The organism is Alteriqipengyuania halimionae (genome assembly GCF_009827575.1).
GTDB lineage: Bacteria > Pseudomonadota > Alphaproteobacteria > Sphingomonadales > Sphingomonadaceae > Alteriqipengyuania_A > Alteriqipengyuania_A halimionae.
Genome location: NZ_WTYR01000001.1, coordinates 1,122,822 through 1,142,760, shown reverse-complemented (window position 1 = coordinate 1,142,760; position 19,939 = coordinate 1,122,822). Strand labels below are relative to the sequence as shown.

Sequence of the window (19,939 nt, the reverse complement as noted above, 5' to 3'; positions counted from 1 at the left end):
TATAATCACACTGAAGTGTGGTTTCAAGCCTTGCACCCGTATATGTACACTAGGGTTCAGTCCCCCTTGAAAACCGGTTTTCTCTTTTCAATGAAGGCATTAACCGCCTCATCATGATCACTGGTGGTGTGTGAGACCGCCTGCATCGCCGCCGACATTTCCAGCATCGTGGCGAGATCGGACCGCTTGGCTTCCCACAGTAGGCGCCGAGTCATCCGCACTGCGTGCGAGGGATTGACCGCGATCCGCTTGGCGAGCTTTTTTGCCGCATCGAGCAATTCGTCGTCGGGCACGACCTGGCTGACGAGCCCCCAGGCGAAGGCCTGTTGCGCGTCGATCATATCGCCGGTCAGCGCCATTTCGGCGGCCTTGGCGTGGCCGATCACCTTAGGCAGTAACCACGCGCCGCCATCGCCGGGGATGATGCCCAATTTGACGAAACTCTCGGCGAATTTGGCGCTTTCATTGGCAACCCGCAGGTCACACATGCAGGCCAGATCGCAGCCTGCGCCAATCGCATAGCCGTTGACCGCCGCGATGATCGGCACTTCGCACGCCGCGAAGGCGAGCGGCAGGCGCTGGATGCCGCGCTTGTAGTTGTGGCGGGTCCGCACGGGGCTGGGGTCGCGCAGGCCGGTGCCGTCCTTCATCGCCTTGAGATCGCCGCCCGAGCTGAACGAGCTGCCCGCCCCGGTCAGGATCGCGACTCGCGCCTGGCGATCGTCGTCGAGCCGCGCCAGCGCGTCCTCCAGGCCCTCGACTACGCTCGGATCCGAAATCGGATTGCGCTTTTCGGGCAGGTTGAGGGTGAGGATGACGATACCGTCATCATCGCGCTCGTAGAGGATCGGGTCGGCCATGTGTGTCTCCTTTGCAGCTGCCCATAGCATCTCGCCGCGCCCTGTCACGGCTTGGCAAGCGCGCGTCCCCATGGCAGCACGCGGCCAACAGGGAGACTTTGCATGCATCCGATCCGCCGAATTGCCGCCGCGATCACCGTGACGCTGACCTTCGCGCTGGCCGCCCCCGCGCTCGCCGGCGAGGCGGACGACTACAAGCAGGCGCGCGAAGACATCTGGCAGTGGTCGCTCGACAACTCGCCGTGGCTTTCCGAAAGTGTCGGCGATCGCCGAAACGACGGCAAGCTGGGCGACATGACGATCGAGAAATACGACCGCGAGATCGCCGAAACTCGCGCATTCCTTGCCCGGCTGAACGCGATCGACGAGAGCAAGTTGCCCGACGATTTGCGGGTCGATTACGGGATTGTGAAGACCAGTCTCGAAGATGCGGTGAAGGGATCGGCCTTCGATCAGGCACGCTACGTGCTCTTCACCAATCGCGGTGGCTGGTTCTCTTCACTGCCGGGCCTCGCCAACCGCTCGCCTTTCTTCACGGCGACCGATTACGAGAGCTATCTCCAGCGGCTCGAAGCCTATCCCGGTTACAACCGGCAGGGCATCGTCCGCACGCGGGTGGCGATCGACAAGGGACTGACCCAGGCCTGCGCGCCGATGGAAGGCACGGTCGAGCGCCTCTCTACGCTGATCGCCGGAGCGCCCGAAGAAAGCGTATTTTACGGTCCGTTCCGCCAGAAACCGGCCACCATCAGCGACGAACAATGGGCGCAATACAAGGCGCGCGCCGTCCAGGTGATCGCCGAGGATATCTACCCGGCCTACGAAGAGTTCTTCGACTTCTATCGGGACGAATACGAGCCGGAGTGCCGCACGGGTGCACCGGGTATCGCCGCCACGCCGGGCGGCAAGGAATATTACGATTACCTCGTCGGCAGCTTCACCACCACCGATATGACCGCCGATCAGGTCCATGAGCTGGGACTTTCGGAAGTGACGCGCATCCGTGCCGAGATGGAGGGGGTCGCCGCCGAGGCCGGATACGACACCCGCGAGGCGTTCATCGAGCACTTGCGGACCGATCCGCAATATTACGCCAAAACGCCCGACGAGCTGATGGAAGCGGCGAGCGCGCTGGCGAAACAGATCGATGGCTGGATGCCCAAGCTGTTCGGCTTGCTCCCGCGCCAACCCTACACCGTGCTGCCGATCCCTGCCGCGCAGGCGCCGGGCAACACAACCGCCTATTACGAATCCGGATCGCTCGAGACCGGGCAGCCGGGCATCTATCGCGTCAACACGACCGAGCTCGACCAGCGCCCACTCTACGAACTGCCTGCGCTCGGATCGCATGAAGCCGTGCCGGGCCACCATCACCAGATTGCGCTGCAACAGGAGCTCGATCTCCACCCGCTGCGCCGCAACGGCACGTTCTTCACCGCCTTCGTCGAGGGCTGGGGACTCTATTCGGAACGCCTCGGGATCGAGATGGGGATCTACGATACCCCGGCCAAGCAGATGGGGCGCCTCAGCTACGAGATGTGGCGCGCCACCCGTCTCGTCGTCGATACGGGCTTGCATTCGAAGGGCTGGACCAAGCAACAAGCGGTCGATTTCATGACCGAGCACACTGCGCTGTCGGCGGGCAATATCGATGCCGAGGTCAATCGCTACATTACCTGGCCCGGTCAGGCGCTGGCCTACAAGATCGGCGAGCTGAAAATCCGCGAGCTGCGCGCCCGGGCCGAAGAAGCCTTGGGCAGCGAATTCGATCTGCGCGCATTTCACGACGCGGTGCTCGAAAACGGCGCGGTCCCGCTCGACGTGCTCGACGCGCATATCGATCGCTGGATCGCCGCGCAGCAGGAGGGCTAGGGCGAAACCCGGCCCGCAATCGCATGGCATCGATCCAACCTGCCAAGGTCACCGTCCAACAGCTCGGACGCGAGACGGAACCGCTGGTCATCATCGACGGATTCACCGGCGCGCCCGAGCGCCTGTGCGCGGCAGCGCAAGAGGCCGAATATCGCGATCCGGGTGCGTCCTACCCGGGCATCCGGGCCTGGGCCGATCCGTCCTATCTCGACATTCGCCGCGACCTGATAATGCAGATCATGCAGCGCGTGTTCGGTTTTCGGCGCGGCGTGTCGCTCGAAGTGTCGACCTTCTCGCTTGTGACCTGCGATCCAGCCGATCTGTCCGATCGCCAGCGCATTCCGCATTACGACCACGACCAGGGCGATCTGATCGCGGTGATGCATTATCTTTGCGACAAGGAGAGCGGCGGGACCGCTTTCTATCGCCATCGCCGCACCGGTTTTGAAGCGATCACGCCCGCGCGTCAGGCCGGCTACAATGCAGCGCAGGGCGAAGACGAACGCGAGTTTGGCGCGCCCCCGCCCGGCTACTGCTACGGCGATAGCGATCGTTACGAGATGATCGGAGAGGTCGAAGCACGTCCCGACCGTTTGGCGCTCTATCGCGGTCGACTGCTGCATTCGGGCGTCATCTCGCAACCCGAATTGCTTTCCGCCGATCCCGCCAAAGGGCGTCTTACGGTCAACATGTTCCTGCGCGGAGCATAGCGCGAGAGCCATGACCGGTCCTTGTCGCGCGACGATCGCTGCGAGAGAGGTCTGTATAAAAGTTCGGAAAAATGGTGGACGCACTTGGGTTCGAACCAAGGACCCGCTGATTAAGAGTGCGGCTTAAGCTCTTGTTATATCGATGCAAATCGCCTCATTTCGTTCGAAAATCATACGGTTGGGGTCCGCAGGTTATCGCAGGCTCTTTCAGGTCCAAGCAGGCAAATTCAGTCGTCTGTGACCCCAGCGGGACCCAGCCCAAGACACGCATCTTATTGAAACTGAATTTCCAGAAAATGTCGCGCGGCACTTAGTGCGGCGTTTCGGGCAGGGCGCCCAACCAAACGACCGGCGGGTCAATGCATTATCATATCGAGTGATGATTGCTGTGTCAGGTCCAATCCATCGAATGAACCGGGGAGAACCACTACAACGCATTGTTTGGTTCTCCGATTTCCTTCCGTGGTTTAAGAAGCTTTTCGCAGAAGCCTTCGTGATTGACACCTGCAACGTGCACACCGAAAAAATACTCCCTATTATATCGGATCGTATGTTTTGCGATCCCGTCCAAAGCGAACCGAAATGCGAGTTGGAAATTTTCAAGTTCGAAGGCACTGGGAGCCATGTCCACGGGCGGCAACCAATCATAAACATACCGACAAGCATCAAACGGAACTACGTCCATGAACATGCGCGTAGACTTCGCAACATAGCTGAAGCGACGCGTACGTTCGACATTGTAGTGCATGGGTCGTGTGTACTGCGCCACGAGGGGCAGCAGTGCAAGCTCGTCGTTGGGTACATCGCAAAAAAGGAACATCTTATCCAGGTAGCGAAAACCGTTAAGAATCGCATCGAACGCTGGCGTCTCAAATGCCTGCTCTTCACTCCTTATGACGTGATAGGCAATTAGAGCCTGTTCTGCTGAGACTTTGGGAGTGGGCTGCCCTGAAAGCTGTTTACGCCATGAGTCGATTAATTTCACCGATCCCGTTTCAAGGATCGGATAATTGACATCATCGTAAGGTTTACCGTTCTTGCTTGCGTTCAATGTCCAGCCAATGGCGTTCATGTCAGAATCTGTAACTAGAACGGTGACGTCATCTTCTGGGGAAGGACCAAAATCCGCAGATGAGGCTGCAACCTTCGAAGCAGGTTCCTTCAAATAGAGGTTCCAGGCCTCCGAATTCGCAAACACGGTCCATGGCGCAATGAGCGAGGCAACATCGAAAATCTGCCGCGTGATATACTGACCATAGTAGGATTGTAGATCTTTCCGAACTTCATGGAAAAACGACTCATCGGTGTTCATTTGGTCCTTGCAAACAAAGCCATGTGCCTGAGGTCCGTCGTCCATATTCCACGTTTCTGCTGAGTCTACTTCCGAGTCCGAGGGCGCTTCCAAAAACGGTCTAGGATATAGGCTGGCGCTGACTAGATCAGCATATGCTGAAGCCTGCTGCTCGTCGCTTTCGTCGGGTGCTGCAAAATTCGTGATTAGGACACCCGGCGAGGCAAGCCCATTGTATCGAAAGATATCAACTAGCGTGCGCAAGGTCGACTGACCTGTGCTCGGAAGAGGGCCACACGCATCTAAATAGATTATATCGAACACCGTCGGAGCTGTTCTAAGAAATGCATCAAGGCTTCCGCGTCGTAGCTTCAAAAGCGGAAATTCGGATTCCGCCACTTCCATCAGGGCAGCATTGTATGTTGGGTTATCGGTTTCGAATGCCCAGATATTAAAAGGATGAACTCCCAGCTCGATTAGGACACGAAAATCGTTGAGGGGTTCGGGACCCGCCAGATAGGCAATTTTCAGTTCACCAGCTGTTTTTGGCGCAAAATGTGCGTCCCAGAAGGCTTCCCAAACCGCTATTGTTTCTTCGTCCAGCGCGGATGCAGCTGCCGCGTCATACGATGTGCTCTTGCCATCCATAAAATCTTTGATTTTTCGCACATGGTTGCGAGGGACCACAGCACTTTCCGACCTAGCGACCGTAAGGCATTCGATGGCATGAGCCAAACTCCGCCTTCGAGCCTCAATTTTTGCTGGCTGATCATATTTAGGGGGCATAAATTGAACTTTCTGCTTCGGGCGGTGTCGATCAATTCATCATATAGCCTCATGCCCAACTTTTCTGCTTCATTCCGTCCGGGACCCAGGGTTTTCTTTGAGATTGCTGGAAAACCGTGATTATTGATGTGCCGTTGAAAGGAACGGCACGTGCGCAAGGCGCTCACTGATAAATCTCTCAAGGCCCTAAGACCGAAAGCGAAGCGCTATGAAGTTCACGACCTTCTGTGCCCCGGTTTCAGTGCCCGTGTGAGCGTTCGCGGTACGATCAGTTTCAGCGTCAAATATTGGTATGGGATCAAGCAACGGCGGCTGGCGCTCGGTCGTTACCCGGTCGTCTCTCTGGCGAAAGCGCGTGAGAAGGCGATGGACGCCTTGCGTCAGGTCGATGAAGGCATCGATCCCGGCAGTCGCCGTCGTCAGCCGGGTCTGTTCGTCGAGGCGGTAGTTGAAGATTACATCCGCCAATATGCCCGGCCCAACAATCGGAGTTGGAGGGAGACACAGCGGATACTGAACCGCGAATTCGTCAGCGTTCACGGTCAACGCGACATTCGGAAGATCGCCCGTGCCGACATTCTAGAAATCATGGATGCCGCCTCGGAGCGCGGCGCGCGCTATCAGTCGAACCGTATCCTTGCGAACATGCGGAAGATGTTCAACTGGTGCATCGAACGCGGGATTGTCGAGACGAACCCGACCAACGGCATCCGCAAGCAGCATAAGGAAGTCGCGCGCGACCGCGTGCTGGATGATGGCGAGATCGTGCGCCTCCTGCGGGCCTGCGGACAGGACAGCTACCCCTACAAGCAATTTGTTCCGCTACTGCTGGCGACTGCGCAGCGGAGGGGAGAGCTAGCTAACATGCGGTGGTCCGAACTTGATCTGGAAAAGCGGACATGGACCATTCCCGCCGAGCGGTCGAAGAACGGCAAGCCGCATGTCGTCCCGCTCAGCAACTATGCGATGAAGCTACTCGACGAAGTACCCCAGTTCGTCGATTGCGACCTTGTATTCACCACAACTCGCGTGTCGCCCATCAGCAGCTTTAGTAAGGCTCTGCGCCGCCTTCACGTGGTGTCGGGTACATCCGGTTGGCATCTACATGACCTACGGCGCAGTGCAACCTCAGGCATGGCTGGGCTTGGTGTAGAACCGCATGTCGCGGAAAAGGTGTTGAACCACATTAGCGGGGTGATCTCGGGCGTTGCGGCGGTCTATAACAGGCACGACTATATGAATGAAAAGCGCAATTCGTTGGAGAAATGGGGGCGGTACCTTGAAGAACTCTGATCAATTATTCGACGCTCAATTTGAGCAGGATCTTAGCAAAGCCACTGGTTTGGATGACGCAACCGTGGCCGATCTGACACGGAGCTTCGAACCGATTGGTCAGCGCTTTCTGAGGATAATTGAAACCACACCGACCAACTTCTCGATAGGGCCAAGTATCACACCGAAGGTCCGGCTAGATTGGCTTCGCAATGACCTGCAGCCATCGCTGACTGAACTAGTTGCCACCCTCCGGGAACCTGCCAAGCTTTCAGGCAAACCCGATACGCTTCCGAGTGAACTGACCGAAGCCGAATTGGCGGAACTCGCACGCCTTCTAGAGAAGCTCGATCGATATGCCGATGAGCTCGGCGACTGCCTCGAAGACCGCATTGCGGATAAATCGACGATTAATGCTGAGATACGCTTCGAACTCGTTTCCGAATTGGCCGTTGCATGCGATGAAGCCGGGATAACGGTGGCTCGCGATCACCACACCGGGAAGAATGACGTTTCGTTAGCGCCCATTATAATCCGAAAAGCATGTAAGGTGATATGCGGTGATTTGATCTCCGTCGATCCGCATCTGCGGGATTACATAAAGCTCCGGGCAAAGAAATCCGCCAAAGCGTGAAAATTTTGCCAGAGCAACGATTAGCGCATCGACGCAAATAGCGCCATTTAGGCTCACGAGAATGGCCATTCTCATCAACGAAACTTGATGAGGAACACTCAAAATGACTGACCAATCAACTGACCGGGGCGTGCGCCGCCGGTTTTACACGCGCGAGCATTTGCATCGTCTTGGCGTTACGCAAAGTCCCAGTACGCTTCTACGCCTCGAGGCCGGTGGACGCTGGCCCAAGCGCGTTCGGATCGGGGACCATTCGGTGGCGTGGTTGAAGGACGAAGTAGACGCTCACCTCGACAAGCTGGCTGCTGAGCGGGAGGCAATCCGATGATCCATTGCTTCACCCGCCAGTATGACGATCTGTATACCGGTCGTCGTAAGACGCGTGTCTTCTTCTTCGAGGCAGACACTCAAGAGGATTATCAAGCGACATTGGGAGAAATCCTCCGGATGCCGCTACCTGGAATTCCCGTCGATGACGATGAGGAGGGCGAGCAATGAACAAGCCCTTCAAAATCCGCGTGACATTCGACCGACCAGCCTCGGTTCTCGGCAATATGGAGTGGTTCGCAAGGCAGGGCATTCGTGTCCTGCCGACCCACGGCATTGTCGATGGTAGATGCACATGTGGCCGCAAGAATTGCGAAAAGGCCGGTAAGCATCCGATACTCGCGCTCGCGCCGGGATGGGCAGAAGATGCAACCACCAAGCTCAAGTCGATCCGCAAATGGCATCGGCAACATCCCGATATGAACTATGGTGTGGTGACCGAGGACCTAACGGTTATCGATTGCGATAGTGAACAGTCGTTGGTTGAATTTCGATCTGGCTATAGACCACCACCGACTTTCACGGTCAAAACAGCTCGGGGATTCCACTTCTACTTTAGCGGCGACATGCCCTCGCGAAACGGTGCGCGCGAAAAGCTCGACGTGAAGAGCGGGCCGGGATGCTACGTGGTCGGCCCCGGCTCGATGCATATATCGGGGTGGACCTATGCCTTATGGGAAGATGAGCCGTTCGCGCAGTTGCCCGACAATATTGCTTCGATCACACAGCGGCGCGACGAGCCACCAGAAACGGGCGGGGATGGGCCGATTCCGGTCGGAATGCGCAACAGCACGCTGACGCAGTTTGCTGGCTATCTGCATTCGAAGGGGGTGCCGCAACAGTCGGTATTAGCGGCGCTCAAGGCGCTGAACCAAGACATGTCCGAAAAGCCGCTGCCCGATCGCGAGATTCGGCAGATCGCGCGTAGTGTATCCCGCTATCCGGCCAAGACCTTGCCCAAAATGATCCCCTTTTCGGAGATCCCCGAGGAGAAGCTGGAGTTTCTCTGGTATCCCTACATCTGCCTTGGCACGCTTGGCTTGCTCGACGGCGATCCGGGCGACGGAAAGAGCCAGTTCAGCGCGTGGCTTTGTGCACGCATTAGTCGCGGCCAGACCTTACCGAACGGCGAGAAGATCAAGCCTGCAAATTGCTTCCTACTGAATTTCGAAGACCTGAAGGGTGCGGTCATAAAGCCGCGATTGAAGGCGAACGGGGCGGACCTGTCGCGTGTGTTCATTCAAACGACTCCATTCGACCTCTCGAAGGAAATGACAGACTGGTTGGACGGTGAAATTGCCGAGAAGCAAGTACGTCTCGTGTTCATCGACCCGATACAGGCGACCATGACGGGCGTTGATGGCAACAGTAACATTCAGGTTCGAGAGTTCATGTCACGTCTGGCTGAGATTGCCGACAGGCGGCGCTGTGCGATCATATGCGTCCGCCATTTCGGCAAGGGTCCGCAGGAACAAGCGATGAAAAAGGGACTGGGGTCGACCGACTTCGTTGGCATTTCTCGCAACCAGTTCGGTCTGGCGCGGCGCAATGACGATGTGCGGGGTTTCATAGTCTTTCACTTGAAGACCAACTTTGAGAGGGGCGATGCCATGCTGTTTATCATGGGTGACGCCGATGGCCGGGAGGGTGAGCAGCCGAAAATCAGTTTCGATAAATTCATCAAAATCGATGCCGACGAGTTCCTGTCGTCCGATGCGTCTGCGCGCGGACCAGCGCAGGACGAACGGCAGGTTGCGAGGGATTACTTGCTGGAGGCGCTTGCCGATGGGCAGAAAGAGGTTGGACCGCTTAAGCGGAATGCTGAAGCCCACGCCATCAGCGCATCGACTCTGGACCGGGCACGAAAGGAACTCGGCATCGTGCCCCAGCGTGACGGCAAGAAGTGGTATTGGGCGCTACCGCCCGAATGATCACCTTTTCACCTTTTCATGTTTTCACACCGCTGATGTGAGGGGGCGACTTCGCGATCACGGTGATCGATCACCGGTGCTGAAAACGTGAAAACATGAAAACCAAAAGTGGGATGCCGGGCACTTGGCCCGGCGTCCTTCATTCCACCAAGGTGGTAAGCGCCTTCCTAGCCTCGCTGAGCGCCTCGGACCCGGCGGTCCATTGCCACGGCTGACGGGCTACGTGGGCCTCCGTGAGGGCGGGGTACTCTTCCTTCTTGCTGACGGCCAGCCGCAGCAGCATGCGCGCCTCGCGCGGCTTCATTTTCAATTCCTTGCAGAGATCAGCAAGCACGATGGTCTTCGGTTTAGCGTCCGCCTTTGCCTTCGGAGCAGCGGGCGTTTTGGTTTTCAGTATCGTCATGCATCATTCCTTTTGAAGTGGGGTGAGAAGCGGCACGGTCAGTCCCAGTCCATCAGCGGGATAGCGAAGGAGCCGAGCCGCCCGACAAATAGATATTCGTCGTCGTCGCTTCCGATATCGAAGGTGTAGCGAGCCCCATCCGCGTCGATGTGGATGCGTTCGTCTTCCGTATGGGTGATCGTGATCGATGCCCCCGGAAACCGTGCGCGTGCATGACGCATGAGGTGGTCGTAATCGGCCGGTTCTGGATGGGTCATGGTGATCGCCTTTTTTCTTCGACGATCAGCCTAATAAGGCCATGCTCTGGCCCGTGTCAGGGTCGATTTCCAAAAATCCTAGGAGGCTATTCCGCATTGCCGATTTGCGATCGGGATGAGGCACAAGACGAAGCGAATTTGCGCCGTGGGTCCCGATGGGGTCCCAGTGAGGATATGGGTCAGAAATTCCCAGATTTCTGCGTCTCTCGGGGTGGATGGCGCAAAAATTGAGAGCGGCTGTGGCCGCAAAAACGGCGGATTTCCGTCAGGACCCGCTGATATTGAATGAGCCTATCTGGGGGCGAAAGACCGCGAGATTGCGTGTCGTTATGCCATCTGCTGAGTGTGCTGGGTCACCACTGGGTACCAGACGACTGATACTGGTTGTTTGGCTCCTGAAACTCCATTTGCGACTGGCCTGACTGGGAAGCAGACGGTTTGCCTAGGGGGCGGGAACGCGCAAGATTTCAAAGGTGAGGTCATACCCTCCAGGACCACCTTGCCAACCGTTGCGCTTAAGAGTGACGCGTGCGCCGTCCTCCACCAGCTCGAATGGCGAGGCTTCCTCAAGTATCGGGGCCAGCTTCGTCTGCCATGTCTCATTCAAGGCTTTGCCCGCTAGTATAAGGGCGTGCTTTGAAAAGTGTGCTTTCGAGGCTTCGTATGTTTCCGGGCTATTGACGTTCATCTTGAGCTTGAGGCGGGAGACAATCTCCGCCGTTCCGTAGACGTAATAGGCTATGTTGTTCGGAAATGCCCCTTGACCAAACTGGGTCAGTCTGGACGCGGCCCACCATTCGTCGGGCTCATAAGCGGCTTCGTGGTAATCGTTCGTACCCAACCCTTCGGCTTCGAGGAACCGGATGGCTGATTGCGGTGACCAGCCGTCCTGCTCGCCGACGGTTGGCGGCTTGCGTTCCCTTTGTTTGAGAGTGCGGAGCTTGGCAAAACTTGCTTTAACCTCCTCCATATTCGTCGGCGGTTCAGTCGTCACGCTCCTGCGCCAGCGCTCCAGAAAGTTCGTGTCGGTGCGAAACGTCAGGATGGCGCGCCATCGCGCAACGCGCCGTAGGCGTGCATCGGGAATGTGAAGCGGCAGGATGCCGAAGATGCGCTCGTAGGGTTCATACAGGGTCAGCACAGCAATGAAGGGCAGGAAGGCGACGGACAGCACGGCTGACAGAGCGAAGAGACGTAGGGTCTCCAAGGTTAGTAGCGTGTCCTTTGAAGCGATGGCCTCTCGTACTACAACATAGATGAGAACCAGCCCTGCGAGAATCTTCACCCATTCGAGCAGCTTGGCTACGGCGGCGTGCGCGGGGTCCAGCTTCGCGGTCGCAGACAGCAAATGCAGCAGAGTCATGACGGGTATAACGAGCAACCAGAACCAAAGGCTTAACGAGACCATATCGGTCAGGAAGATGAAAAGCGTCGTCAGCGAGAAGACTTCAACTACTGCCTTGCGGTAGTAGCGCTGATCGATCTGTGCCTTCTGAAAGTTCAGGATCGAAACCAACGCCGAGGTCATCATCCAGAATAGCGTCGCGGCGGTGTCGCCAACCTTCCAAAGCCCGATGGCATGAAGGCCATAAAGTAGCGCAAAGATATAAGCGACAGCGATCGCCAGCACGCCGAGAATCTTAGGGTTACAGAACGCAAGCACGACCTCGCCCAACGCCTTACGTGTCTTGGGCCTCCAACTCGCCCAAGCAAGGAAAGTGACGAATAGTATGAGGAGTGCCCATTCGCGCGTGGCAAGGATGGAGAAGAATTCACTCACAGAACTAAATATGGTGCAAATGTCTCCTTCAGCAAGACGAAGGGCTCTTATCGCGCGGACGAACGGAAGGGCGTTTGTCCGCTAGTGGGTCAGGCTAAGTTGGCAGCCACCCTAGCGACCTAAATGCAAGGTCGGTTACAGGAGATGCTCGACGATCGCTCGTAGCCGTTCTTGGTGAAGCTCACGGGCGTTTCGCTGAGCCTGCTTAAGGTCCTGCACCTTGGTGTGTCGTATCCGGCCTCGTGGACGGGCGTAGCGTGTATCGCCCTCAACCTGCCCGTGCAGCTTGCGCACCTTGCGGCGAGCGCGGGATAGGTCATCCTCGCTCTGGCTGGCGTAGGTCAGCCTGTGGGCCTTGCGCGAAGCAAATACGCCATCAACGAGAAAGAGCTGCTCGCATCGCGTGCCAGTCAGCGGACAGAGGAAGTAGCAGCGATAGCCGCCATAGGGGCAGGGGACGCATTCGATGGCCGCTCGCTGGTCAGCGACATCCCCGGCAATGCGTATCGACGCGTCGTCCTCGTCGCTCAAATCGACGAAAATTCGCACCTCAAGCACCTCTAGGTCCTGATTTCGCCATCGCACCGTGTCATATGTGCATTCATCGGGCTTCAACAGCCCAGCGCGCTTCAGCACGCGCATGTCGATGACGGGAAACTGCTCGACTGCGCCGCGATGGACGCTGCGCTTCCGCCCGGAATTGATGCCGCCCATGATGGCCTCTCTTTGTCGCTAATGCTGGGCGATTATACGAAATAGTCTGGCGAAGATCAGGCAAAACCCCGACTATACAGCTTTCCATTGCCTGAGAGCGGCACCTGTCCCATACAGCTTGGTGATGCCGCCACGCACGGCATTGGGGATTAGTACCCCCGCACAAGCGGTAGATGCTGACCGTAACAGCGTCACACTCCTTGCCTTTATGGTCGGGGAGCCTGTGGCGTATGTCCAGGACTCTCGGGTCTAAAGGCCGCAGGGCCGACTTGTGCGGTGTACTAACTCCCCGATCACCAAGGGAAGGCGTGAAGTCGAAAGCGGGGGCGTACCGCCATCGACTTCCGGGGAGACACCGGAAATGTTGAAGAAGTTCGCGATTGGTGCGGCACTCATGTGTGCGGGCTGCGTGTCGATGGGCACCGACTATGACGCTACGGCTGTCGATCATCTGCAAGTCGGCATGAACAAGCAGCAGGTCATCGAGATGCTTGGGCAACCCAATCAGGTCATTGACTACGCCGATGGTAGCCAACGCCTTGTGTGGGTGCATTCGACAGGTTCTATGTTCGGCGCAAACGCGAGATCGGTTGGACTTCCGTTCGGGCCAGATGGAAAGCTTACCGACGTGCCTAATTAGTAGTACCGTTCAGTACCGAGAGGAGCGCGTCACGTTGAGACGGGCATACTGCGCCCGTCAAATGTGCTCTTTACGCGTTGGAGATGGCCGGTGGAGGCGTCTGGCAGCTTGATGCCTGATGGGTCTCGAAGGCGCGGAAGCTCGTCGGCAAACGCGTCACGGTCAAGGGCACGTGGGCGGGTTTCAATCTGTTGGATGTCAAGCGGATGCGGAAGGCAGATAGTAATAGCTGCTCGAGATATTAGAAGTTTAGCGATGCACGAAGAATCGTGCGGCGTTGCTTGAAGTGCGCTATGCAGAAGGGGTGACGTCGCCATCATCTATGGCTTGAAAACCTGGAATCGGGCCGTCGAGAAATTCCTTTGTCGCTTCCTCAAATCGCTCGGCGACATCCTGAGCGAACGAAAAATAGTCTGAAAGCACCTGACACATTCGAGTGGTAAAGAGGTTTAATTCTTCAGATTTAACTTTGATGTAGTTAGCAACTCCCGCTGGAACATGCATGTGTGTGGTGGAAACGCCCGTCTCAGCATCGCGCGTCGTCCTACCGAGGCGTGCCGTCTCGAAATGCAGTTCTGTCTTAAGTTTGGCGAAGGTCTCTAGGCTAGCGAGGCAAGCGGCGTAGCGTCGCGAGAGCAGCATTAGATCATCCGCATAATCTGCGCGCTTCGCGCCTATGTAGATCGCCAACTCTTCCGCAGAAAATTCGATCGAGGGTTCGCGCTCAATACCAGCAAATGGGGACAGCCTCTGGTAGATTGGCATGTGGGCATTCCCATCGCGATCGGCCTTTTTCACCATCTCCGAGGTCTGTTTTTGAAAGCTCCCCAAGGAGTTCGCGATTGCGTGTAACTTCACAAAGACTTGGTGGGCAGCCCGCTTGTCTTGGTCCATGCGAGCGGCTTTGTCCCGCTCAAGCACCTCGTTCGAGGCACGTTTTGCTAGTCGGCTCGACGCGAAGTAGCTGGTGGCTGCACCCACTATCGCGCCGCCGATCCCCGAAACCAAAGGGATGATGATGTCCTTGATCCAGTCCATGCTCATTCTCCCAGCTTAATTTTGAGAAGTCTGAACTCTCGATTGGACATAACATCGTGGATTAGACGAGGCAGCAAAAAAGCCGGATTGAAAGGCAGGCGGCGAGCAGCGAGGAATGGGTTACGCGTATTTCTGCATGTAAAATTTTGTTCTCGGTTTTGGACGCGCTAAACAAAGCCCATGGGAGCAAGGGAAGATACTGCCAGATTAAATGGTCTCTCGGTGCAAACCGTGGGCGCATTGCTTGGGATCAATCTCCCTGCGAGCGGCATGGCTCGCTGTCCCTTTGAAGGTCATGAAGACAGCACTCCCTCATTCGAAGTGAAAAGAGATGGTCGTCGCTGGATCTGCTATGGTTGTAACGAACATGGCGGTGCGATCGATCTCGTGAAAATTTACTATGGAATCTCGTTCTTGGAAGCGAAGCGATGGCTGGCAGAGAAGAGCGGTTTCGCTAACCGGAGTTGGAGGCGAGATACTCAACTAGGAACGCCTCATTCTGCCAACTCGACGACACCACAACATCAACGGCTACCCGAGGCTGCGGAGGAGCCGCCGGATCACAGGCTTTATCAGGCGCTACTCGAACTCGCACCGCTTCAGACGCACGGTAAAGATTACCTGCAAGGTCGTGGGTTGGCCGATGATATCATCGAACGCTTCTCGATTGGCCAGATGCCTAGTGTGAAGATTTTTGATCAGCTGACTGCTGAATTCGACTTCACGAGAATTGAAGTCGCGGGCCTGTTCACCAAGTCGTCGAAAAGAGGTCGCTACCGACCGATATTCCCAGAGAACGCACTACTGTTCCCCTATCTTGAGGGAGGGCGGATTGTCTATTTCCAGGCACGAATTCTACACGAAGATTTAAGAGGGGGGCGCTGGCGAAACCTTAACCATCGGCGGCGGCGGATTTACAATTCAGATGTCCTTGCCGATGATAACATCAGGCGTGTCGCGATCTGCGAAGGCGCAATTGACGTCCTGTCGGCAACACAACTCGGATGCGAAGCCATCGGTTTGATTGGCGTCACCGCTGGGCTAACGAAAGATGAGGCTACCGCATTGCGAAGAAGGCAGGTTGATATACTTCTTGATTGGGATGCAGCCGGTGAAAGGCGTGCGGTGACTCTCCGCAAGGAATTAGCACGCTTTGGCGTGGCCGCTACACGCAAGTCAGCGCCTACGTGCGGCGCTAAAGATATCAATGAATATCTCCAAGGCGGGGCTACCAGAATATGAGCATATACGAACGTTTGCTAGCCCCAGAAAATCTCAATTATGCTTGGGGTAAAGCCAAGAATCTCTACCGAATGGCAGATGGATTTGTTGACACTGGCGAAATTGCCGAATTCGAAATCGATCTTGAGCGTCGTCTCCTCGAAATTCGCCGGCAGTTCGAAAAGGGTAGCTATCGGTTAACGAAGTTGCGCCCGCTGCCTCGACCAAAAAAGTTAACGAACGAGAAGGCGGTAAATCGCCAGTACTATCATGTGGCGATCGAGGACCAAGTAGCGTGGATAGCGATTGTGAACGCGCTTGGTCCAGAGCTTGACCTAAAAATGGAACCTTGGAGTTACGGTAATCGGCTCTATCGTCCCGCGTGGTACGAGAAAGACGAAAAGTCCAATTCTACACTTGAAATTGGCCCCTATCGGCATGCTAGCGGATTGTTTTATCGGAAATTCCAGCATAGTTGGCCACTATTCCGCCGACACATCGCCCTGACAGCACGCATGATGGTTTTGCGTAGAGAGTTGCGGTCTGACGAAATGGACGATCCGGATAATCTCGCCGCCATCTCCGCTCAGCACGCAAATCTTGCTTATTTTAGACCAGGCTTTTGGCAGCAGACCGTCGGCAAAAAGCCCAAGAATGATCTTTACCATGCCTCGATCGACCTAAAGCAGTTCTATCCAACTATTAGCATAGATGCGGTAGTGCGAGGGCTCAGCGATGCCGGTGCGATGGATGACAAACGGATCGCGAGTCTTGTGGCGTCCATGCTGAACTTCCAAATTGATAATACTGGGATGCCACATTCAGCACTTGATGACGTCGAACCACCATTCTCGAAAGGCAGCATCAAGGGCATACCGACCGGGCTATTCGTCGCTGGCTTCCTAGCGAATGCAGCGATGTTGCATGTCGACAGGATGGTCGCGAACAAGCTCGAATCCGGTCACGATGTCGCACACTTTCGCTTCGTCGACGACCACACAATCATCGCCTATGATTTTGACGTCCTCTGCGACTGGCTACTCTGGTACGAAAAATTGCTTATTTGTCAGGAAGTTGGGCCCAGAGTCAATGACGAAAAATATGACCCGCCAAGCGTCGGACATTGGGTCAAACAACTAAGGACCGAAAAGTCATTCGCCGAATTGAAGGAAGAGCACGCCAATGCCTATTCCGAGGCGGCATCCGACGCGTGGCTAGATGGTAAGAACCCGACCAAGCTACTGACCAAAACACTCGCACAGGTTTCGGCAATTGCAGCGACCGATATCCATGTTCTTGACGATGAGGATCTCGACGAACGGCTAAAAATGCTCGAATGGCTGCTGCTCGCCGATATTCCAGAGCGTGAAATACGCCCTGATACTCGCGCCGCATTTGCTGCCGGTCAGATCGCCTCTCTCGTTCCAGTTTTAGTTCAGGAGGCCGATGGGCTCGTTAATGCAGCTCGGGACGTAGCCTTGTTTAAATTGCGACGACCAAAACCCAAGCGATCAACTGAAGCCGAGCTGCAGGCTTACGATGAAGAGCTCGCCCAAAAAGAGGCTCACCTTGCAGAATGCATGCAACGGCATGAGAATGATGAAAGAACTCTGCTTCGACGTTGTTTCGCATTATTACTTCAATCCTTGCGTGAACATCCAGGAAAAGCTCGCCTTTTTTATCGTGCCCATCAGTATTGCAGAGTAACCGGACATCATGGCCTCAGCGATATTGCGGATTGGCTGACCGAAACGCGTGACGCTGGCCGCCATGCATGGGCGGACTACTATGTTGGACTTTCCCTGCAAATTATTGCCGGTGGCCTCCCGGCCACAGCTCGGCGGCTACTCGCGCTGGATTCTCTGCAATCTGACATCGAAGCGGCCATGAGCCATCTTGAGAATGTCGCCTCGCTGGACACAAATGTGTTCCACATCCCGCCTGCTGGTGAAACATGGTTTCAGAAAATCGGACGGCAAGAATTCGGCGTGGCGCTGATTCAGATTGCAGAGATGCTCGCGGGGCATCCGAATTATGAGGCACTGGCACACAAGTTTGCCGCGCTATCGCAGAAATTTGTGGCAGCATCGCCGGGTGTTTCCAGCGACACATGGATGCAGGCAACCGGACGGACCGCGGCAGTATGGGCCCATCTTGCTGAGGACCGCCTCAGCGATGGGCTCCAACCTTCGGCTGCTTGGTCGGCGCTGGCGTCGGATTTCACATTCGAGGAACGTATCGACCTACAAGCAGCTCGCCGCTATCCTGAGCACCTACCGGTCGCCGGTTGGACCTACCTTCTTAGCTCTGACCCACTTCCCGAGAATGATTCAGCTTGGATTAGCGAGGTCATTGGAGGCGACGCGTCAAAGCGCGAGGCAGCTATTAGCACGGGAAAGGTCGCCTTCACCCGTGCAGCTCGTTCACTAACGCAGCCTTCGAACAAATGGGTGACAATTCTCGAATGGACTAAGAGCATTCAACTCTGCAGCCCATTTGATCCTCGCAGAGGCGAGTGGACCGCACTCGAAATCGTGGCACAATTGCTCGAAGATTCTACCACCGCCGGCGGCAACGAAACGGACCTCGACCGCCTGCATCCCAACAATGTACTTTTGCCGCGAAGTTGGATCGTCCAGTTCCCCTGCAATCGTGGCTCAACTAGCGTGAATTGGGATGATTGGCGGCATTTTGCACAGGGTAAGTCTGGGCAAGATAAACGCGTGCAATTGCGAAAGAGTGCGACATCGCTTCATGACTACCGTTACACGATCGCGAGCAGGGCCGGGATTCCAATTCCTGATGCTGAGCGAAGAATAATGTCGGTCGGGAGGTTGTTGCTGGGCATCCTGCGCAACGACCATTCCACTTTGCGCATATGGAACATTCGCGGCAACGAGCTTGCCTTTCCGCTCCCGCAAGCTCGCTGGTTTCAAGCTCTGGCGATCTCTTCTCCGACGACATTGATTCTAGAGGCCTGCCTTGGCGCCCGGCCAGCCGAAACCCGTGCCATTACCCGCGAGCCAGGGCTGTTTGGATGGAAGGACGGCGAATATCCAAATGACGCAACATTCGATCCGCCGCTTGTTTACGGCCCTACGGAACTTCTCCAAGCCATCCGTCAAACTCAAAAGATTCTCGAGGACAATCAACTGGCAGTTTCCAGAAATCAGCCGCGTCAGCTCATACCCTTCCGTTTAACCGACTTTGCAGCTAGCGCGGCCGACGTGAATCCTCTCGATGAGGGAGGTCAAGATGATTAATGAGCGCCTGAATATAGGGGTTGTCCAGACATCGTTAAATGCAGACGCTGCGTGGATCGATGACAAGTCGGGCAACTGGCAGAAATGTGTCCGGATGTCCGCGATTGAGGAGCGCCGCGCAAAAAAGGAAATTCGCCATTTCCTTGCGTCGCTCCGGGGCCTCGACACCTTGCCCGATATAGTTCTTTTCCCGGAGCTTTCAGTTCCTCTCGGTTTCGAAGCAAACCTCAAGCGGGCGGCTGAAAAGCTCGAAGCGATCATCATCGCTGGCCTAGACTATCGAATCGAGGCTGGTGAAACGGAGCCAACCGTTTCCAATGAAGCGATAGTAATTGTCCCGCGACGGCTTCGTGGAGAACAGATCGCGAGGCGCACGGAAATACGCAGAGTTGGAAAGACCTGTGCCGCGCCTGGTGAAAAAGCGAAGCTTCAAGCGATTACAGGCGCCAGCGTTGCCTTTCTTCCCCATCCGACAGTTTGGATTTTTGAAAGCGGTGATTTGGGCAAGTTCGCGGTCGCGATTTGCTATGACTTCATGGATCTCGACCGTATCGTCATGTATCGCAATAAGGTCCAGACTCTGTTCATCCTTGCCTACAACAGGGATACAACGTCCTTCGATCATTTAGCGGAAGCCCTCTCACGTATGCTTTTCTGCAATGTGATCGTATGCAACTGTGGCCAATATGGTGGTTCTCTGGCGGTAAGCCCATATCGCGAGCCTTTCCGACGATTGATCTATCGCCACGCGGGGCAATCTCTCCCCAATGCTCAAGTTGTGCAGCTTCCTCTGGCAGGACTTGCAGCGCATCAGGTCGAGCCGACTAATAAGACTTTCAAAAGCCTTCCACCTGGTTTTGAGTACTTCAAACCAGACCTCGAGGCCAAGACTGAAGAGATATGAACCGGGGAACTCGAGTCCGTCACCACATGGCAAGGC

General features: G+C 56.0%; 18 protein-coding genes and 1 pseudogene. 12 read left to right on the top strand and 7 right to left on the bottom strand.

Annotated elements, in window-relative coordinates; translation table 11 throughout:
• Positions 1-56 precede the first annotated feature (56 nt).
• Positions 57-860 (bottom strand): crotonase/enoyl-CoA hydratase family protein, encoded by an 804-nt coding sequence (locus GRI68_RS05555; RefSeq protein ID WP_160616321.1) that lies wholly within the window; start codon positions 858-860, stop codon positions 57-59.
• A 102-nt stretch (positions 861-962) separates the two neighbouring features.
• Here GRI68_RS05555 and GRI68_RS05550 point away from each other — a divergent pair, with 102 nt between their 5' ends.
• Positions 963-2,732: a DUF885 domain-containing protein gene (locus tag GRI68_RS05550; protein ID WP_160616320.1), complete on the top strand. Its 1,770-nt coding sequence runs from the start codon at positions 963-965 to the stop codon at positions 2,730-2,732.
• A gap of 23 nt (positions 2,733-2,755) precedes the next feature.
• Positions 2,756-3,442, top strand: coding sequence for a DUF6445 family protein (locus GRI68_RS05545; protein WP_160616319.1), 687 nt, complete (start codon positions 2,756-2,758; stop codon positions 3,440-3,442).
• 427 nt (positions 3,443-3,869) lie between these two features.
• Here the strand turns inward: GRI68_RS05545 and GRI68_RS05540 are convergent, their stop codons facing one another.
• Positions 3,870-5,468: a hypothetical protein gene (locus GRI68_RS05540; protein ID WP_160616318.1), complete on the bottom strand. Its 1,599-nt coding sequence runs from the start codon at positions 5,466-5,468 to the stop codon at positions 3,870-3,872.
• Between the two features lie 201 nt (positions 5,469-5,669).
• Here GRI68_RS05540 and GRI68_RS13960 point away from each other — a divergent pair, with 201 nt between their 5' ends.
• From GRI68_RS13960 to GRI68_RS05515, 5 genes are all read left to right on the top strand, one after another.
• Positions 5,670-6,812, top strand: a complete 1,143-nt coding sequence (locus GRI68_RS13960) for a tyrosine-type recombinase/integrase (RefSeq protein WP_160616317.1) — start codon at positions 5,670-5,672, stop codon at positions 6,810-6,812.
• Positions 6,799-7,425, top strand: a complete 627-nt coding sequence (locus GRI68_RS05530) for a hypothetical protein (RefSeq protein ID WP_160616316.1) — start codon at positions 6,799-6,801, stop codon at positions 7,423-7,425. Before GRI68_RS13960 ends, GRI68_RS05530 begins: the two co-directional genes overlap by 14 nt.
• A 103-nt stretch (positions 7,426-7,528) precedes the next feature.
• Positions 7,529-7,753 carry a helix-turn-helix transcriptional regulator gene (locus tag GRI68_RS13870; RefSeq protein WP_160616315.1) on the top strand — a complete coding sequence of 75 codons (225 nt, stop codon included), beginning with the start codon at positions 7,529-7,531 and terminating at the stop codon, positions 7,751-7,753.
• Positions 7,750-7,923, top strand: coding sequence for a hypothetical protein (locus GRI68_RS05520; protein ID WP_160616314.1), 174 nt, complete (start codon positions 7,750-7,752; stop codon positions 7,921-7,923). Before GRI68_RS13870 ends, GRI68_RS05520 begins: the two co-directional genes overlap by 4 nt.
• Positions 7,920-9,683, top strand: coding sequence for a bifunctional DNA primase/polymerase (locus GRI68_RS05515; RefSeq protein WP_160616313.1), 1,764 nt, complete (start codon positions 7,920-7,922; stop codon positions 9,681-9,683). Before GRI68_RS05520 ends, GRI68_RS05515 begins: the two co-directional genes overlap by 4 nt.
• Positions 9,684-9,822: 139 nt before the next feature.
• Here GRI68_RS05515 and GRI68_RS13620 read toward each other — a convergent pair whose 3' ends face one another.
• The 4 genes from GRI68_RS13620 to GRI68_RS05500 form a co-directional block, all read right to left on the bottom strand.
• Complete coding sequence (locus GRI68_RS13620; protein ID WP_199799719.1) at positions 9,823-10,086, bottom strand: hypothetical protein; 264 nt, start codon at positions 10,084-10,086, stop codon at positions 9,823-9,825.
• Positions 10,087-10,124: 38 nt separating this feature from the next.
• Positions 10,125-10,343 carry a hypothetical protein gene (locus GRI68_RS05510; protein WP_160616312.1) on the bottom strand — a complete coding sequence of 73 codons (219 nt, stop codon included), beginning with the start codon at positions 10,341-10,343 and terminating at the stop codon, positions 10,125-10,127.
• A 442-nt stretch (positions 10,344-10,785) separates the two neighbouring features.
• Positions 10,786-12,123 (bottom strand): hypothetical protein, encoded by a 1,338-nt coding sequence (locus GRI68_RS05505; protein ID WP_160616311.1) that lies wholly within the window; start codon positions 12,121-12,123, stop codon positions 10,786-10,788.
• 135 nt (positions 12,124-12,258) lie between these two features.
• Positions 12,259-12,837, bottom strand: a complete 579-nt coding sequence (locus GRI68_RS05500) for a hypothetical protein (RefSeq protein ID WP_160616310.1) — start codon at positions 12,835-12,837, stop codon at positions 12,259-12,261.
• A gap of 361 nt (positions 12,838-13,198) precedes the next feature.
• Between GRI68_RS05500 and bamE the strand changes: the two genes are divergently transcribed.
• Together bamE and GRI68_RS14005 are read left to right on the top strand one after the other, a co-directional pair.
• A complete protein-coding gene (gene bamE / locus GRI68_RS05495) occupies positions 13,199-13,477 on the top strand; it encodes an outer membrane protein assembly factor BamE domain-containing protein (RefSeq protein ID WP_160616309.1) in 279 nt (92 codons plus the stop codon).
• Between the two features lie 140 nt (positions 13,478-13,617).
• Positions 13,618-13,722, top strand: a pseudogene (locus tag GRI68_RS14005) (DUF5818 domain-containing protein); the annotation flags it as partial.
• A 46-nt stretch (positions 13,723-13,768) separates the two neighbouring features.
• On the opposite strand, the gene GRI68_RS05490 reads toward GRI68_RS14005, so the two are convergent.
• Positions 13,769-14,515 (bottom strand): hypothetical protein, encoded by a 747-nt coding sequence (locus GRI68_RS05490; RefSeq protein ID WP_160616308.1) that lies wholly within the window; start codon positions 14,513-14,515, stop codon positions 13,769-13,771.
• A 180-nt stretch (positions 14,516-14,695) separates the two neighbouring features.
• Between GRI68_RS05490 and GRI68_RS05485 the strand changes: the two genes are divergently transcribed.
• From GRI68_RS05485 to GRI68_RS05475, 3 genes are read left to right on the top strand one after another with little or no spacing between them, the layout of a single operon-like run.
• Positions 14,696-15,757 (top strand): CHC2 zinc finger domain-containing protein, encoded by a 1,062-nt coding sequence (locus GRI68_RS05485; protein WP_160616307.1) that lies wholly within the window; start codon positions 14,696-14,698, stop codon positions 15,755-15,757.
• Positions 15,754-18,999 carry an RNA-directed DNA polymerase gene (locus tag GRI68_RS05480; protein WP_160616306.1) on the top strand — a complete coding sequence of 1,082 codons (3,246 nt, stop codon included), beginning with the start codon at positions 15,754-15,756 and terminating at the stop codon, positions 18,997-18,999. Before GRI68_RS05485 ends, GRI68_RS05480 begins: the two co-directional genes overlap by 4 nt.
• Positions 18,992-19,903 carry a carbon-nitrogen hydrolase family protein gene (locus GRI68_RS05475; RefSeq protein WP_160616305.1) on the top strand — a complete coding sequence of 304 codons (912 nt, stop codon included), beginning with the start codon at positions 18,992-18,994 and terminating at the stop codon, positions 19,901-19,903. The genes GRI68_RS05480 and GRI68_RS05475 overlap by 8 nt, the downstream gene beginning before the upstream one ends.
• The last annotated feature ends 36 nt before the right edge of the window (positions 19,904-19,939 follow it).

Coding starts and splice junctions, on each gene's coding strand:
- GRI68_RS05555 (WP_160616321.1), bottom strand. CDS start 860: ATGGCCGACCCGATCCTCTACGAGCGCGATGATGACGGTATCGTCATC.
- GRI68_RS05550 (WP_160616320.1), top strand. CDS start 963: ATGCATCCGATCCGCCGAATTGCCGCCGCGATCACCGTGACGCTGACC.
- GRI68_RS05545 (WP_160616319.1), top strand. CDS start 2,756: ATGGCATCGATCCAACCTGCCAAGGTCACCGTCCAACAGCTCGGACGC.
- GRI68_RS13870 (WP_160616315.1), top strand. CDS start 7,529: ATGACTGACCAATCAACTGACCGGGGCGTGCGCCGCCGGTTTTACACG.
- GRI68_RS05520 (WP_160616314.1), top strand. CDS start 7,750: ATGATCCATTGCTTCACCCGCCAGTATGACGATCTGTATACCGGTCGT.
- GRI68_RS05515 (WP_160616313.1), top strand. CDS start 7,920: ATGAACAAGCCCTTCAAAATCCGCGTGACATTCGACCGACCAGCCTCG.
- GRI68_RS13620 (WP_199799719.1), bottom strand. CDS start 10,086: ATGACGATACTGAAAACCAAAACGCCCGCTGCTCCGAAGGCAAAGGCG.
- GRI68_RS05510 (WP_160616312.1), bottom strand. CDS start 10,343: ATGACCCATCCAGAACCGGCCGATTACGACCACCTCATGCGTCATGCA.
- GRI68_RS05500 (WP_160616310.1), bottom strand. CDS start 12,837: ATGGGCGGCATCAATTCCGGGCGGAAGCGCAGCGTCCATCGCGGCGCA.
- bamE (WP_160616309.1), top strand. CDS start 13,199: ATGTTGAAGAAGTTCGCGATTGGTGCGGCACTCATGTGTGCGGGCTGC.
- GRI68_RS05490 (WP_160616308.1), bottom strand. CDS start 14,515: ATGGACTGGATCAAGGACATCATCATCCCTTTGGTTTCGGGGATCGGC.
- GRI68_RS05485 (WP_160616307.1), top strand. CDS start 14,696: ATGGGAGCAAGGGAAGATACTGCCAGATTAAATGGTCTCTCGGTGCAA.
- GRI68_RS05480 (WP_160616306.1), top strand. CDS start 15,754: ATGAGCATATACGAACGTTTGCTAGCCCCAGAAAATCTCAATTATGCT.
- GRI68_RS05475 (WP_160616305.1), top strand. CDS start 18,992: ATGATTAATGAGCGCCTGAATATAGGGGTTGTCCAGACATCGTTAAAT.